Annotated in this window: 10 protein-coding genes and 1 tRNA gene; 1 reads left to right on the plus strand and 10 read right to left on the minus strand. The window is 57.1% G+C overall.

All coding sequences use genetic code 11. The features are described 5' to 3' along the window. Positions 1–6 precede the first annotated feature (6 nt). The 5 genes from cas7c to GWR55_RS16915 form a co-directional block, all read right to left on the minus strand. The gene (gene cas7c / locus GWR55_RS16895) at positions 7–987 is read right to left on the minus strand and encodes a type I-C CRISPR-associated protein Cas7/Csd2 (protein WP_162403303.1); all 981 of its coding nucleotides are present in this window, start codon (positions 985–987) and stop codon (positions 7–9) included. Continuing rightward, the gene (gene cas8c / locus GWR55_RS16900) at positions 984–2,852 is read right to left on the minus strand and encodes a type I-C CRISPR-associated protein Cas8c/Csd1 (RefSeq protein ID WP_162403304.1); all 1,869 of its coding nucleotides are present in this window, start codon (positions 2,850–2,852) and stop codon (positions 984–986) included. The genes cas7c and cas8c overlap by 4 nt, the downstream gene beginning before the upstream one ends. Then, positions 2,849–3,541 (minus strand): type I-C CRISPR-associated protein Cas5c, encoded by a 693-nt coding sequence (cas5c, locus tag GWR55_RS16905; protein ID WP_162403305.1) that lies wholly within the window; start codon positions 3,539–3,541, stop codon positions 2,849–2,851. The genes cas8c and cas5c overlap by 4 nt, the downstream gene beginning before the upstream one ends. 390 nt (positions 3,542–3,931) lie before the next feature. Continuing rightward, positions 3,932–6,172, minus strand: coding sequence for a CRISPR-associated endonuclease Cas3'' (locus GWR55_RS16910; protein WP_162403306.1), 2,241 nt, complete (start codon positions 6,170–6,172; stop codon positions 3,932–3,934). A gap of 572 nt (positions 6,173–6,744) precedes the next feature. Then, a tRNA-Ser gene (locus tag GWR55_RS16915) sits at positions 6,745–6,834 on the minus strand. 180 nt (positions 6,835–7,014) lie between these two features. Here GWR55_RS16915 and GWR55_RS16920 point away from each other — a divergent pair. Next, on the plus strand, positions 7,015–7,950 hold the full coding sequence (locus GWR55_RS16920) for an RraA family protein (protein WP_238398484.1): 936 nt from the start codon (positions 7,015–7,017) through the stop codon (positions 7,948–7,950). Here the strand turns inward: GWR55_RS16920 and GWR55_RS16925 are convergent. The 5 genes from GWR55_RS16925 to GWR55_RS16945 are packed head-to-tail and all read right to left on the minus strand — an operon-like array spanning position 7,947 to position 15,904. Beyond that, positions 7,947–9,344: a PAS domain-containing sensor histidine kinase gene (locus tag GWR55_RS16925; protein ID WP_238398485.1), complete on the minus strand. Its 1,398-nt coding sequence runs from the start codon at positions 9,342–9,344 to the stop codon at positions 7,947–7,949. The two genes, GWR55_RS16920 and GWR55_RS16925, sit on opposite strands and share 4 nt — an antisense overlap. A 34-nt stretch (positions 9,345–9,378) precedes the next feature. Beyond that, positions 9,379–10,782, minus strand: a complete 1,404-nt coding sequence (locus GWR55_RS16930; protein WP_162403307.1) for a sigma-54 dependent transcriptional regulator — start codon at positions 10,780–10,782, stop codon at positions 9,379–9,381. Between the two features lie 13 nt (positions 10,783–10,795). Next, the gene (locus tag GWR55_RS16935; RefSeq protein ID WP_238398486.1) at positions 10,796–12,682 is read right to left on the minus strand and encodes a TolC family protein; all 1,887 of its coding nucleotides are present in this window, start codon (positions 12,680–12,682) and stop codon (positions 10,796–10,798) included. Then, entirely contained in the window at positions 12,679–13,386 is a 708-nt protein-coding gene (locus GWR55_RS16940; RefSeq protein WP_162403308.1) for an ABC transporter ATP-binding protein, read from the minus strand. Before GWR55_RS16940 ends, GWR55_RS16935 begins: the two co-directional genes overlap by 4 nt. A 7-nt stretch (positions 13,387–13,393) precedes the next feature. After that, positions 13,394–15,904: an ABC transporter permease gene (locus GWR55_RS16945; RefSeq protein WP_162403309.1), complete on the minus strand. Its 2,511-nt coding sequence runs from the start codon at positions 15,902–15,904 to the stop codon at positions 13,394–13,396. Positions 15,905–15,911 lie beyond the last annotated feature (7 nt).

Consider the following 15,911-nt stretch of genomic DNA (forward strand, 5'->3'; position numbering starts at 1 on the left):
CCCGGATTACACGTACCGCCAGGCGGTAACGCCGCCATCGCAAATCTGGGTGGCATTAGCGGGCGCGGTGATGCCGGCGGCTTCGTACTCCGCGAAACTTCGTGCGGAGGGAACACTGGCCAGCTTTACGGATTCCAGAACCTTGTGGGCCGGGGCGTTGCCAAGCTCGTCCTTGTGTTCGAAGAGCCAGAGCCCGCGCACAGCCATTTCGCCACGGGTGGCAGAGCGGTCGTGGTCGAAGAGATTGGTCAGAGCGTTAAGAAGGGTTCCCATGTCCTGGCGCGTGAACTGGGTTTGTTTCGCAAGAAAAGGCGAGACAAAGCCATGCATGCGATACAGGCCATAGGCCACGCCATGCTTGCGGCCCATCTGTCCACTGGCAGCTTTTTCTTCACCGCTCTCATCGGTGACGGCTTCACCGCCGGCATCGCCTGGATTGGTGAGGGCTACGCGTGTGATCGTATGCGCGATGCTGGTGATGGGATCGACCGACGTGGCAAAGCCAAACTGGACGGGGCCACGCACCTGGCCGCAGTTCCATAGTTTTGTCTGTCCCTTAGGCTTCTTGCCGGCGTTGATGGCGGCGTCATTTTCCACTTCGGCCTTGCCGGTGGTCATTACGGCGCCGAAGGTGCGAACGTCGAAGTAGTTTTTGCACATCCACGCACGCGCCATATCAACGGACTTGCCATCTGGTTCAATGCCAAGATCTCTGTAGGCAGAGCGTTGCTCATTCGCCAGGATGCCGCGCTCCTTCACGTAGATGTTGTTCGGCGATTCGAAGTTCCGCGTCAGGCCGACAAAGTTGCGGATCTTGCGCTTGATGGCGACATCGGTCACCAGGCCGTGGCCGGTCTCAGGATCGACGCGCGGAGCGTTGTCAGCGTCGGGATCGCCGTTGGGGTTGCCGTGACGCACGTCAAAGAGCAGGACGATCTCGTAGCGTTTTTCGAGAACGGTGGGTTGAGAGAAGTCAGGACGGCTCATGCAGTGGTCTCCTCGTTCGAATCGGTTGTGGATGTTATAGCTTCTGCGTCATGGAGCGCCAGCGCTTCCCTTGCGGCTTTAGCGGCCATTGCCTGATCGACGAAGTCTTGTTTTTGGTGGTAGTAGCCAAGCCCGAAGCGGGCTTGATCTGCAAAATCAAATGACTTGCCAAAGGCACCCCTGGCATCTAGCTTGGACTGGAGTTCGAGCCATAGATCGTTTGCTTTTTTAGCCACGCCAGGAATATCACGCATCGCCTTGCGATAGTGATATTGGTACTGGGAAAGCAATTGAGCATAGACGGTCTGTGGGCGGACCGAGGCCATTGCGAAGAAGCGATCGACAAGGGTTCGATTCAGCCCCTGTGATTGAGCCAGCAGCTGCATGCGTTCTGCTGTCGCAAAGATTCGTCCGAACACATAGGCCCGATCATCGATATCGTGATTCAAGCCCATACGAAGGTCCTCGATGGAATCATTTTCCCCTCTCCTGTTTCCCGTGCAATCAAATCGGTTGCTAATGAAGTAGAGCTGAAGAAGTGCAGCTCTCTGTCGCCCGACCTTCCAGATACCTTGTTGCAGGTCTTGTTGCTCGACCCGAATCCTTGTCACGACGGCGGCAAGGAAGGCCGGTGACAGCGGAAGACCAAAGAGTGCTGTCATCCAAAGCTCGACCCCAAGGTCGCTTGGCAAGCGTTCCAGTTCGCCTTTAAAGACAAGAGAACGAAGCAGCGCTGACAAAGGCATGGGGACATGCTCAGAGCTACCTCCTGTCTGGATGGCCCTAAAATAGAGAAGAAGATTTCGAGATACCGCTGCAACCGTATCTACATGAAGCCTTCGCACAGAAGCCCGCCCCTGCGCTCCGGTCAGGATCAGACAGTAGAAGCCGGAGGTATCCTTCAGTAGAAATTCGCTGCCTTTACGTGGAGAATCGAGTAACTCCCGGATGCTCTTTGGGTCCGTGTTCATGGCGGATAAGAGGGCAGGCAGCTCGCTCTGTCCTTCCGCCCAGTAAACGGCTGTGGTGTCGCCATTGAGCACCGTGCTCAGTGGTCGTAGCTTGCGTCCGGACGGAGTCTCATACTGTGCACGCGTCAGGCGGCGTAGCGCCTCAGTGTAGGCGGTCATGCACCCAGTGCATACGGGAGCGTTGTCGTTGCCGCTCAAGCCATACTTCTCGAACGCTCCGGCATTGAAGCTCACCAAAGGGACACCAGAGGTGGAAGCTCCGCGAATCTGGAAGCTGTTGTGCAGCCTTGCGGAAACGCGGAACTCTCCGCAGACGAGACATTGCATCGGCAAGGAGCCTTCATCCGCCTCCTCGCGTTGTGTTCGCCACCACGTCTGCAGCTCTTCGATGTCAGCAAGCATTTCGCCTGCGACCTCAAAGCAGAAGAGGTCGTTGCTGGCGAAGCCGCCTTTTTCGGCAAGATTCTTCGCGCAGGCTTCGCGACTGGTTGCATTAGCCAGAAAGGTGAATACGGCCTGCAGTTCGGGAACATCTTGCGGCGCGGAGCGCAGCAGCTCCACAAAGGCGGCGTGGCACTGTAGCAGGCGAGGATCTTCGGCCTCGGCCGGATCGACGGCGAACCCGAGGGCGTACTTGGCGTTGTCGACCAGGAAGTCGGGTTTGACTCCAGAGGAGCGGCCCAGGCGCCGCGGAATCCGCATCAGCTTCGCCTGCATCTTCGGCTTCTTCCTGCTGCCCTCAGGAAGTTGTTCCGGAGCGCTGGTGTCGTATGCGTTCAGGAAGCGACCATCCGCATCGAGAGCGATCTGCCAGCGCACGGCTTTGCTTTCAAAGGCAGGGTCGTCGACAAGTTTTTCGCGTTCGGCCAGCTCGCGCAATGACTGCAGGATCATACGCGTAATGCCTCCGGATTTGCGGGCATGGCGTCTTCCCATGCAGGCACATCTACCACGCCCCGGCGCAACTCCGCGGGGAAGAAACGCGGCTGGTTGGCAACCTCTTTTCCGCGAATCGTTCCGAAGGCGATGTCGTGCAGCATCCAGCCCAGCATGCGCGATTCCTGTTCGAGAGCTCCTGTGCCGTGCCACGGTTCTACGAAGGCAGGGAACTCGCGACAGCCGAGGTAGGGCTGATAGTGTTGTTGGCCTTTCTGCAGTCTCCGTTCGAACATCTCTTCGAACTTGCGCAGGTTGTCGCCTTCGCCGGCGCGGGCCGTCATATGGAACCGCGCGACGATGCCATAGTCCACATCACGCAGGGCGACGGTGTTGCGCTGCGCTCGATCCTCGTCGGCGTAGAAGTCCGGCATAAGTTTGCCTCCACGCGCTTCGGCAAGTGCGTTCTGGGTGGAGAGCCGGGTGTTGACTTCGTTGCGGCGGAAGCGCGCATACCTGACGGGATTGAGTAACGCGATCCGTCGAATTTCCCAACGGATGGCAGGCTTCCAGAGGATGGCTTCCAGAACGCCGCGCGCGGCTGACGGCGTGATGAGGTCGTAGCTGACGCGCTCGGTAGAGAACTCCGGCCGAGTGAAACACGCAAGTGTGCCCTGTATCCGCACAAGGAAATCGTTCGAATGCATGCGTTGATCCTGTGTTTATGTGTGCAGGAGAAATCTAAGTCATTCCCGTGCGAGGGGATAGTGACCAGTTTGGTGCTGAGTTAGGGACTTCCCATTTCAGCAATGAGAAGCCCCTTTGTTCTATTTTTAAAGAGCGAACGATAATAATGCGCTCCTCAAGCGCAACACCGCGAGCCAGTCCAGTAGCTTTCGGGTGTAGTAACCGAGGCCCACTCTAAACCACCTCCTTAGTCTTCATCATGGAGAAAACTATTGGTTCATCTAATAGATCAATGTGGAAAAAAATCAACCTTCGCCAAGCTACACTAGGAGTCGGGCAGTTGCAACATAATTGTCTGTGGATTGAAACATCTAATAGATGCAATGTGGAGTTGGCCGCCCTCTGTAGTCCTAAACCTGCAGAGGGCGCAGCATCACGTCAGACTCGTGGCTTGCGAATCCAAATCTCTCCTCATAGGGAGACGCATCTCCCTCACGGACACACCACAACGAAGCATCCGCTTCATCGCCCTGCATGACGGGTTCGAGCCATCCGGAGTCAAAGAGTGCACTGAATATCGTTTTGCTGATGCCAACCGTGTAGCGTTGCAATGCACGGAAGCGTTCCCGGCTGGGGCCCCCGTGACGCAGCTCCCGGACCAGTCGAGGCGCATCGCCATACGGAGCCACCACCGAGATATGGATCTCTTCGATCATCCGGAAGTTCTTCGCGACCTCCTCGAAGTCGAACTCCTCCTCTGACGTACGAATACCTTTGCGGTCCGTGTCCAACCTTCTCAAAACCTTTCCCGCGTACTCGGGGAAGAGCATCGGGTCGTGCAGATCAGGTAGTCCGCGGACAAAATATTCTGAGAGAGCGACCTCCAGACCGAGTTGCGGGGTACCTTTCGGCGCTCTGGATTCTAAGATCTCTTCATCTGTATTGCTCACCTTTCCCGCTCGATAGACGACAAAGCGTCCAGGATGCGGCAGCTTCATCGAGCGGTTGCATCGTCCGGCCGCCTGCGCCAAAGTCTCAAGACCGGCCAGCGCGCGGTAGACCACCGGGAAGTCGATGTCAACTCCGGCCTCAATGAGCTGGGTCGCAACGATGGTGCAAGGCAGTCCGGCATCCAGCCTCTGTCTGGCCTCGCGCAGCACCTGAGAGCGATGGGTCGCGCACATGGCGGCTGAGAGATGCAGGCACTCCGATCCCAGCATCTCCGCGAGCAAACGAGCGTCCCTGCGGCTGTGGGTGATCACCAGGGCGCTACGCTGTTTCCGCACGTCGTCCACAAGCACGGCGGGATCGAGCGGGATTTGCAGGTCGCCGAGAATCTCCAGTGTGAAGCGATCACGCACGGCGTCGAAAAGAGAGGCGGGGTTCGGGATAATCTCCTTCATGGAAACGCAGAGCTCAGGCGGCAAGACCGAGCGGCGGCGTCTGCCGGCGACGCCAGCCAGCAGAGGCTGTGTCGCGGTGCCATGGACGACGGTGACATGGAAATCTTCTACCAGCCGCTTCAACACGGCATGGATCGGCTCCAGGAGATCGGCGGGAAACGTCTGTACTTCATCGAGCAGGATCACGCTGTTGGCGACGCGATGCAGCTTGCGGCAATCGCGTTTGTGCGCGGCGTGCAGACTCTCCAGTAGCTGCACGCTAGTGGTGACGATCACTGGAGCATCCCAGTTCTCGCAGGCCTGCCGGTTACGGTCGGTATCGAGAAGCGGGCTGATGTTGCTGTGATGCTCAATCACATTCTCCGCACCAAGAGCCTCGCGATAAACATCGGCTGTTTGCTCCAGGATAGAGGTGAAAGGTGCAACCACGATGACGCGCTTCATACCGTGACGCTCCGCATGATGCAGGGCGAAGGCAAGTCCGCTGAGCGTCTTCCCGCCGCCCGTGGGAACTGTCATCGTGAAGTGCCCGGGACTGTTATCAGCAGCTTGAACGCATGCCTCAAATACATTCCGGCGTAATGTCGCCAGGCGCTGCTCTTTTTCTGTAATTGCCGTGGCCTGCGCCGTTTCAATCTTCGCGAAGCAGAATGCATCGAGACTCTTGTGTAATACTGCAATGTCGTCGTAGTTGGTTGTTCGCGGCGCACCAATAGCCCACTCTTCAGTGTCCAGTAGATCTGCATCAACCAGGGCTGAAAACAGAATGCGAACGGCAAGCGCAGACGGAGTTCCCGTTAGCGATGGTGTTTGCTGCTCGAGTTCTGCCGGGAGTCCGCCGCCTCGGGAAGCCTGGAGAAGTGGGGAGCCCGATACCTCTATGGTGTCCAGCCAACGCCCAGATTTGAGCGCGCCATGATGCGCAGCAATGACAAGCGCAAGAATCCGGCCACCGATGTTATCGGGCAGCCTCTGCAACGCGAGAGCCGCGCCCGCAGCGGAATGTGGCACGCTCCTCACATGTGGAGTTGAAGAAGCCTCGTTAGAAATCTCAGAATCATGCCGGATGTACTGTTGAAAGGCTGGATTGAATTTTCCGATATCGTGCCACAGCCCGGCTACCCTGGCAAGATCTGCGAGTTGCCTCGGAGCAAATGATTCTGCTAGAGACGCAACTCGGCTCAGATGCTCTGATAGTTCTTGCCACGGACGTGCGTCCCCCTCCTTTCTGCTGTGGGCATAGATCATCGCGGGTTCAACTATAGCAGCCTAGTAATTGAGGGGGTGCCAATAGGGCGGCAAAGGTGGAAGTCGTCGTCAGCTTATCTAGCTTGAAAAACTGATTGATGTCGCTCAAATGGCGAGCTTGAATGTCAGCAACTCTAATGCGGTCGAGGCGAACATCGTCTCCAGCCCGAAAGGGTAATCTTCGTTCGTCATTGGTAAATAGAACGGCAGTTTGCAAGACTGCAGCGAGAGCGAAAATCGGAATGGATCGTCGTCGTTCCGAATGCTGCGTTTCGGCACTCCACCAACACCCTAGCTTTCATGACGGAGTGTCCTACATTCCTGATCCTCAACTGTCTGTATCGACGCGTCACGCAAACCTCTGCCGAACTCCTGCAGAGGTTATGAGAAAGATCGCTGCCTGCAGCCTCCAATACAAGTTGCAGGAGACGTACTTTCTCAAGACATGAGGAGAATCCCGCTGGTAGCACCAATAAATCGCCAAAAAGGGGGGCGTTCTCCAACCATCAATACGACAGAAGATCAGGGAATTCAGCTATTTCGTTTGGAAAAAAATTAGAGAGAAGACTCAATGGCGGAGGGAGAGGGATTCGAACCCCCGTTGGCCTTTCGACCAAAGCGGTTTTCAAGACCGCCTGTTTCAACCGCTCACACATCCCTCCGCGGCTGTAAGTAGTTTATCAGGATACGATTCCTCTTCAGAGGAAGGCCTTTTCCTCTATTCATTAGATACCTCAGGAGTAAGGCGATGCATTCGCTGGTTTTGCCGAATACAGAATCGATTGGAGCTTCAGCTGTCAGCCGGAGTAGGCTGTTTAGCATCCCCCGAAGGAGTGTTCTTTGTGAAGAAGTTGTTTATCGCTGTAATTTGTATCTCCGCCATCCTGGGAGCGACGAAGGTAACCGCCCAGGTGAAGATGAGCCGACAGCAGATCCTGTTCTACACCTCGGACTGGAAGGGCGAGCGCTTTCCGGATGGCAGGCCGAAGATTCCTGATTCGGTGGTCCAGAGAGCAGCCGATGTGACGATGGAGGATCTCTGGGATTTCCTGCAGGGCAAGGGCTATCGCTGCCAATATGAGAATGGGTGGCAGGCTCTCCACATGGACCGCCCCATGGTGGGCCGTGCACTTACGGCACAATATATGCCGGCACGACCTGATATGGTCTCTGCCATCAAGGCGGAAGGGAAGTCCGAAGGCAGGGTAGGCGGAACCAATATGTGGCCTATTCACGATCTGCAGAAGGGCGACGTCTATGTTGCCGATGGCTTCGGAAAGGTCATTGAAGGGACGCTGATCGGCTCCAATCTGGGCAGCGGTATTGCGGCCCATTCGCAGACCGGTTTTGTCTTTGATGCGGGCATTCGTGACGCGGCAGAAAATCGCGAGATCGCCCATCTGAACGGCTTCTATCGTGCCAGTGATCCCTCGGCCTGGAAGGATATGACCCTTACGTCAATCAACGCACCCATTCGCATTGGCCGCGCAACCGTTCTTCCTGGCGACCTTGTCGTTGCAAAACAGGATGGGATCATCTTCGTTCCCGCCATCCTGGCCGCTGCGGCCGTGGCTTCCGCTGAGTTCACGCAGTTGGAAGATGCGTTCAACTTCGAATTGAACTCAGCCGGTAAAAATGGCGCTGAATTCGAAGGCGGCTGGAACGCTGCCAAGTATCATGCCTTTACCCAATGGATCGATCAGCATCCGGAAAAACTTAAGATGAGCCGCAAAGAATTCGATGATGAGCTGGCGCGTCGTAGCGGGAAGGGCAATTAGACAGCCGCTGAAGCAGGAAGACCAGAGCCGGGACTGCCTGCAGAGCTGATGAGAGGAATTCTCAGTTCTGCACGGCAGCCGCCTTGGCCATCGTTGCGATTTCGCAGTTCGATGGACCCGCGATGTGCCTGGACAATCTGCTGCGCCAGCACAAGTCCAATTCCGGTCCCGCTCGGCTTTGTTGTATAGAACGGCACGAAGAGATTGCTCTCATTCGTCAGGCCCGGGCCGTTATCCAGGATCGTGATCACGACTTCGTGAGGTGTGGCCTTCCATCCGATCTCCACGCAGGGAACGCCATCGTGACCTGTGTCCGGTCCGAGCGCCGCCTCTGCGGCATTTCGCAGCAGGTTGATGAGCGCCTGCTGTATCTGATCGGTGTCAAGCCACAGGATGATGTCGTCACTGGGCAGCATCTTTACTGTCAGCCGGGTCTCCAGCTGCACCACGCGTTGCATCAGGGGAGAAAGTGAGACGGGCGCCAGGGTGGGAGCCGGAAGCCCCATCAATTGCCGGTAAGCCTGCAGGAAACGGTTCAGCGACTCGGCGCGGCTTTCGATGACTTCGAGGCCTCGGGAGAAGTCAGAGCCGTTTTCTCCGGGGATCTCCCGTGGTACACGGATGCGGAGGCTCTCCGCGATGGATTTGATCGGCGCAAGCGAGTTATTGATCTCATGCGCCAGCACCCGGATCAATCGTGCCCACGCCAGCCGTTCCTCTTCTCGCAGGGCCGAGCTTACATCGGATAGCACGATGAGCGAATGGGGAACTCCGCTCAGGCGAAAGCTGGCGCGCTTTACAATCCATCGAGCCGCCTGTTGACCTTCTCCCAGGGAGAAAAGATCATCGTCCGATGCCTTGATCAGGTAGGCAAGATCAAATGTCTCCGCCGGCAGGCCGAGCGCATTCTTTGCCTCTACCCGGAGCATCTGTTCTGCAGCCTCGTTGATCAGCTTTAGCCGGCCCTCGGGATCGAAGGCGAGGACCGGCGACTGCATCGAATTGAGCACGCGTTCCAACAGGGCCATTGCTTCCAGCGAACCTGCCCGCTGTGCCTGAAGGCCGGAAGCAAGCGCATTAATCTCAAATGCCAGATCTCCCATGGCGTCGCTGCGCGATGCACCGCGTGCGCGAAAGGAGTAATCATCTTCCCGGAGGGCAGCGATCACATTCGCCAGTGTCTGCAGAGGACGCGTAATCTGCTCCATCAGCGACGACGCCATGAAGGCCCAGGCGCCTGCCGCCACCGCCAGAACAAGCCACACAATGGATTCATCCGCGCCCTGCGTATGCAGCCACCACCAGACGAGCGCGATGAGAGGAGATCCCATCAGATAGAAGCAGAGCCGCAGCCGCCGCTCAAAGGTCAGCCACCGCCGCATTCGTTCCCGCATGGAGCGTTTGAGCCGAGGCAGCGCTGGCTGACGATCAGAGCCCATACTTTTCAATACGACGATACAGCGCACCGCGACTCAATCCAAGCGCTTCTGCGGCGTGACTGACGTTGCCTCCCGCTCGCGCAAGGGCCTTCCGGATCAGGATAGACTCTACTGTTTCAAGATCCATATCATCCAGGCTGTGGGCCGATGTGGCGCGCTGTGACTGCAATCCCATATCAGCCGCTTCGATGCGTTCGCCTCGAGCCATAAGCACGGCTCGTTCGATCGTATGGTCCAGCTCGCGCACGTTTCCCGGCCAGCCGTACTGCAACATCTGCTGCAGCGCCGCAGGCTCCAGGCCATGCAGTTGCCTGCGATATCTGCCGGCGTGCCGCGCCAGGAAGTGAGCCGCAAGAAGAGGAATATCCTCGCGGCGGTCACGCAGTGGCGGCAGGGATATCTCAACCGTGTTGAGCCGGAAGAGAAGGTCTTCTCGAAAACGCCCAGCCGCGCACTCGGCTCTAAGGTCTGCGTTCGTGGCGGAGAGCATGCGAACATTGACGCGCTGCGTTTTGGAAGAACCCACGCGTTCCATCTCCCCCGTCTCCAGCACGCGAAGAAGCTTCGCTTGCTGACGGACTGGGATATTCGCAATCTCATCCAGGAAGAGTGTCCCGTTGCTGGCCAGTTCAAACCTTCCGATGCGGTCGGCTCGAGCATCCGTAAAAGCGCCTTTTACATGTCCAAACAGCTCGCTCTCGAAGGTCCCTTCAGGCAACGCTCCGGTATTGACGGCAACCAGCGTGCGGTCGGCGCGTGTTGAAAGGCGATGCAGCGTCTGCGCAACAACTTCTTTGCCGGTTCCATGTTCCCCAGTGATCAAAACGTTCGCATCGGAAGGCCCGATCCTCGCCATCGTGGCGACCACCGAACGCATGCTGGGTGCGGTGGCGATAAAGTCCGGTGCACCGGGAGCCCGCAGAATACGGTTCTCCGCTTCCAGCCATTGGGCGCGGCGCTGGCTGCGATAAAGCTCGATCTGGGTTCGTACGATGCTGAGAAGCCGCGCATTCTCCCATGGTTTTTGAATGAAGTCTCCAGCGCCGCGGCGCATGGCTTCGACTGCGAGCTCGATATTGCCCCAGGCCGTCATCACAATGATGGGAACCTGCGCATCCATCTCGCGAATCTGCGCAACCAGCTCCAGCCCCTCCTGTCCAGAGGTGGTATCGCGGGTGTAGTTCAGGTCGACAAGAATCCCATCAAAGCTGTCCCGCGACATCGCCTCCATAACCAGAGCGGGTGTACGCACCATCTCCAGCTGATATCCTTCCGGTTTTAGAAGGAACTGGATTGCCTCGAGAATATGCGGCTGGTCGTCTGCGACGAGAAGTTTGTATGGGGCTTCCGGCGCTGCCTCGCCCGTGTTCTTCATCGTCGTCTCTTCTACCATGGAAAGATCCCTCTTATTGCCCGCCTGATACGATGCCGGTCCTAGCCGATTCTATCGAAATATGGTTGGCTTCCAGCGTGGTTCCAAGCGAACGGTCAAGTTCGACTTTTGCTTTTTGATAAGCAGTCATTGCGGCTACCAGGGCCGACTCCGCTGCTGACAGGTCCCTGCGCGCCGTCAGTGTCTGGAGGTTCGATCCTGCCCCCAGTTCCTGTTCTTTGGCCGTGATGTCAAAAGTTTTCTGTGCCAGGTCACGGGCTTTCCGGGCCGAATCGACTCGCGCTCTGCTCTGCTCCAGAGCATACTCTGCATTGCGTACCTCAATACGAATCTGCTTTTTCAGTTGCTGGAGGCGAAGTTCCGCCTGGCGGGCTTCAAGCTCGGAACGATATTGGTCCGACTTTGCGACTCGGTTGCGAAGCGGAACCTTGACGGTAAGCCCAACGAAGTAATCCGGGGCGGAGTTGTTGAAGGCATTCTGCAGAGCGCCACCAAAACTGACAGGAGCAGTCGATGGAGGCGCCGATGGATTCTGAATGCCGGCAAGTCCGGTTCCGCCATAGTAGGCGGTCAGGGCAACAGTGGGCAAAAGTGCATTGCGAGCGGCATCCCTGCTGATGCGTCTGTTTTCAAGATCGATGTCGGACTCCGTCAACTCGATACGATCACGCAGGGCCAGGGCAATACTATCCTCGACCTGCCTATCCGCCTGCGGGTCGTTGACGGAGCTGGAGTCGGTTGGGTGGACCGGCATCGCTTCAAGGATAGGGTCGTCGAGATTCTTGGTCAGCGCATTTTTAATCAACAGTTCCTGAAACTGCAGGGCGGTTTTGGCGATCGTCAGGTCCTGTTCCCGGTTGGCGACCTCAGCCTCGTCTTTCATCACATCCATCGCGGGAATCGCCTGCAGCTGAAGTTGTTTGCGTCCGCTATCCAGGGTCTGTTTGGCAAAGTCGAGTGCACGGCTTTTGACGCCCTCGTCTTCATAAGCCGCCACAAGATCCCAGTACATATTTGCGATCTGCGTGATCGTGGTGATGACCTGAAGCTTGAACGCCTGGTCTGAAATCTTCTGGTTATTTTTTGCAATGCGGAGATAACGAAGATTGGGGCCGAACCCGAAGCCCGCCAGCAGCTGCTGCTGTACCACGACTTGATAGTAGCTGTTCAGTGTGGGATTAAGTAGGCTGCGTGGACTGTTCGTGGTTTCGCGGTCGTTGTTGAGGGTCGCCTCGATGGTGGTGCCAGTAGGGAAGGACTGCGTATAGGTGACATTCCCGACATTCGTGTTCAGTTGCAACGTGGGAACGTTATAGAGCGAAAGGTTTGACAGCGGCTGCGTGTAATGTTCGTTGCTCAGCTTTGCCGAGATCAGGGGATCGTAAGACTGGACCGTTGTTCCCGCGCCGAGCGTCGATTGCACGAGACCCGAAGCGCCCGAACCGGCACCGCCGGCACCGCCTGAGGTCCCACCGGCTCCAGCGCCACTTGAACCAGATCCGAACCCTCCCACACCGCCCCCGGGCGTATTCTGCACAACACCTGTATTGACGCCGCGGAAGGAGGCACCGGCTCGGGTACGAAGGATATCGGCCTGCGCAATCGGAATGTTATATCTGGCAATAGCAAGGTCCAGATTGTTTTCAAGGGCAAGCGTGATCGCATCATTAAGACTAAGATCCAGCACGCCGTCATGAACCAGCGCATCGATACGCGGCGTATTGGCCAGGTTCGGCTGCGGAACCAGGGTTGCCCGGTAGGTATCCAAAGGATTGCTGGAATGCGGGATGTCCAGGCGCAGCGTTGGAGTGGGCACGTTTGTGGCTGGCGCCTGGGCCCATGACGGAACTGTAACCAGCAGAACCGCCGCACTAAAAAGCTGTGACAGGGAATTCCTCAAGGCCGAACCTCCTTCACAGCATCGGCAACTTCACCCGCGGTATCGGAGTGGACCCATCCATCACGCAGCTCGATGGTGCGTGTGCCATAAGAAGCGTTCTCCTCGGAGTGGGTCACCTGAACGATCGTGGTCCCCTCATCGTTCAACTGCCGGAACATCTCCATAATCTCCTTTGCCTGTTTCGATTGCAGGTTCCCCGTAGGCTCATCGGCCAGCAGCAGCGATGGCTTGTGAATCATGGCGCGTGCGATTCCGACCAGTTGCTGCTGGCCTCCTGAAAGCTGATGCGGATAGAGGTCTTTTTTGCCGACAATATTGAAGCGATCAAGCGTATCCGCTACCAACCCTTGCCGTTCCGTCCGCGGAATATCTTTATAGGACAGAGGGAGATCGATGTTCTCAGCTACGGTGAGATCGTCCAACAGGTGATAGCTCTGAAAGACGATTCCGATGCGTTTCCTCGCCAGGTCGGCTCGCTGTTTGCGGTTCAGCGTATGAACGGCAGCATCGTCGAAGAAGAACTCTCCCCGCCACTGGTCATCGAGCATCCCAAGTACGTTCAGCAGAGATGATTTGCCGGCGCCCGAAGGTCCCATAATGGTCACGAACTCCCAAGGCTGGATGCTGAGATTCACCCGGCGAAGCACCCATGTCTCCAAGTGCCCCGTCTTGTAGCTGCGTTCAAGATTTCTTAACTCGATCATCTTTATTTCACTCCGCTCTTAAAATCAGGGTTGGCTCCGTTTTGGCAGCTCGCTGAGCCGGTAGATAACTGGCCAGGAATGCCGTCGCCAGCATTCCCGCAGCAGCCATAGCGAAAGCTGCTACCGTGCTCGATAGCAGTACCGATGGCCCTCCACGATCCAGAAAGATAAAACCTGCCAGCAGATTGCCAATCAGCCGTGGCAGTGCAAGGCTCGCCATCGTGCCCAATGCAAGTCCCGTGCCGGTCAGTACAAGGCCGCGGCCAAGAAAGAGCCGCAGCACCTGTTCGCGGCTTGCGCCGACTGCAAGCCTTACGCCAATCTCTCGCAGCCTCTGCGAGACCTGGTAGCTCAACAGGCCGAACAGACCAATTGCCGTCAGCAAGAGAGCAAATCCTGCGAACGATCCTGCCATCCACGAGAAGAAGCGCGGGGCCTTAATGGTGCCGTCGATCACAGCTTGCATCGTCTTGATCCTTGCTACCGGAATCATCGGATCAGCGGTTGCCACAGCTTGCTCCATCATCTTTGCCGCATCTTCATGGGTGCCCAGCTTGACCGCAAAGGTTGTCGGAAACCACCCATTGACAACCTTTGTCAATCCGTCAGTTGCTTGCGTGAAAGGTTCATAGACCATCGGCCGCGGACTTTCAGCCAAAGACTGAGTACGCACGTCTGCAACGACTCCGACTACGGTTCGACGATCTTCCTTCTTGCCGCCTACGTTGACCTGCTCTCCAATGGGCGAGCGTCCCGGCCACCATCGTTGCGCCGCAGCGGCACTTATCAGCACTACAGGCGCGGAGTTCGCATTATCGCTCTCCCTCAAATCGCGTCCCATGACGACGGGGATTCCCATCGTGTGGAAGTATTTCGGCGTTACGAGCCGCAGCTCGCCGATCCTGTTCATATCGGGTTTTCCTGCCGGGCCAAGGCCTGTATTCAGACCACGATCAAGCGGCAGACCGTTAATAGCGGCTACGCCCTTTACTCCGGGATATCTGCTCAGCTGCGCTGTCACCTCCTCGACAAACTGTGCCGTCGTGAGTGTCTTCGCGTATTTGTCGCCCTTTAGAGTCACTTGTGCAATGGCGAGCTGCTGTGGCTTCAGCCCTGTATCAACCGAGCGAAGTTTTAAAAAGCTTCCAAGTAACAGAGATGATGCAGCCAGCAACACTGTCGCCATAGCAATCTGCATGACGATAAGAGTGCTTTCCAGGCGCGCTCCGCTTCTGGAGACACCGGTCTGCCTACTCCGCAGAGACTCCGCCGATCCTTCTTTCAGTATTCGTGCCGCCGGTACAAGCCCGAGCAAAGCGGTCATGCCAGCTAGTCCCAGACTTATCGTAAGGATTATTCCTGTATTGCTCTTGCCCATTACGGGCATCGTCAGCGGAGATGCCGCTAGCAGAGCTGGTGTCATCGCACGCGTCAGCAGCATTCCCAGTCCAGCGCCGCCCACCGCAATCAAGGAGCTTTCGCAAAGCAGGAGTCGAAGTAGCCGGCCGCGCGTCGCTCCCAGCGAACTCCGTACCGCAAGTTCTCGCGCCCGGTGGAGACCACGCGCCGTCATCAATCCAGCAAGGTTCAGGCATGCGATCAGCAATACCGCGATGACCGCGCCCGTGAGTGCGAGCAGGCTCGGCCGCACCCCGCTTACTTCGACATCCCGCAGCGGCCATGCTCGCAGTTCGTGAAGCAGTTTGTGTGAGGTCCACCCGCGATATCCAGGGAATTGCTGATAGAACGGCTCTTTCAGAGCATCCAGCTCCTGTTGGGCTGCCTGCAGGCCTACTCCCCGTTTTAATCGGGCCACCATGGAGTAGTTATCACCTGCGTAACCAGGATCATTCGGGCTCAGCTGCAGCGGAAGCCACATATCCACGCCTGTGCTTGTACCTCGTCCACTCTCATCTTGATTCTTCAGAGAAGGCGGCATGACGCCAGTCACTGTATAGCTGTCGCCGTTGATGTGCACAACTCTTCCTACAACAGCAGGATTTCCAGCAAAGGCACTCTGCCACAGGTTATGGCTCAATAACACTGAACGTGGACCTCCATGATGATCCTCGTCGGCAGTGAAGCCTCTCCCCAACTCCGGTTCCAGCCCCAGCGTGGGGAAATACTGGTGGTCGATACGTTTGCTCGTCACCTGCACCGCATGGCCGCCGTTGCCGCTATCTACCCAGAGATTTGCGCCACCGATGCTGTCCTCAGCCAGGCCCATGGAAGCGAAGCTATGACTATGTTCTTTTAAAAAATCTGCGGAGCTTCCCGCTTGTTCGTTATTTGGGCTTTCCTGCGGAAAGGTAAATGCGACGCCGGCGAGCCGATCAGGATCCGGATAGGGAAGGGGAGCCAGCAGCGTGCGTTGCGCGATACCCGCAATCGTGACTGTTGCACCAATAGCGAGTCCCAGCGTCAGAACCGCAGTCGCCGCGAAGCCCGGCGACCGGCGCAGTTGGCGTAAAGCAAAACGAAGGTCCTGTCCCATCGAGATGAATGGTGAACTGTTCATGGACGTG

Source organism: Edaphobacter sp. 12200R-103 (genome assembly GCF_010093025.1).
Taxonomy (GTDB): domain Bacteria; phylum Acidobacteriota; class Terriglobia; order Terriglobales; family Acidobacteriaceae; genus Edaphobacter.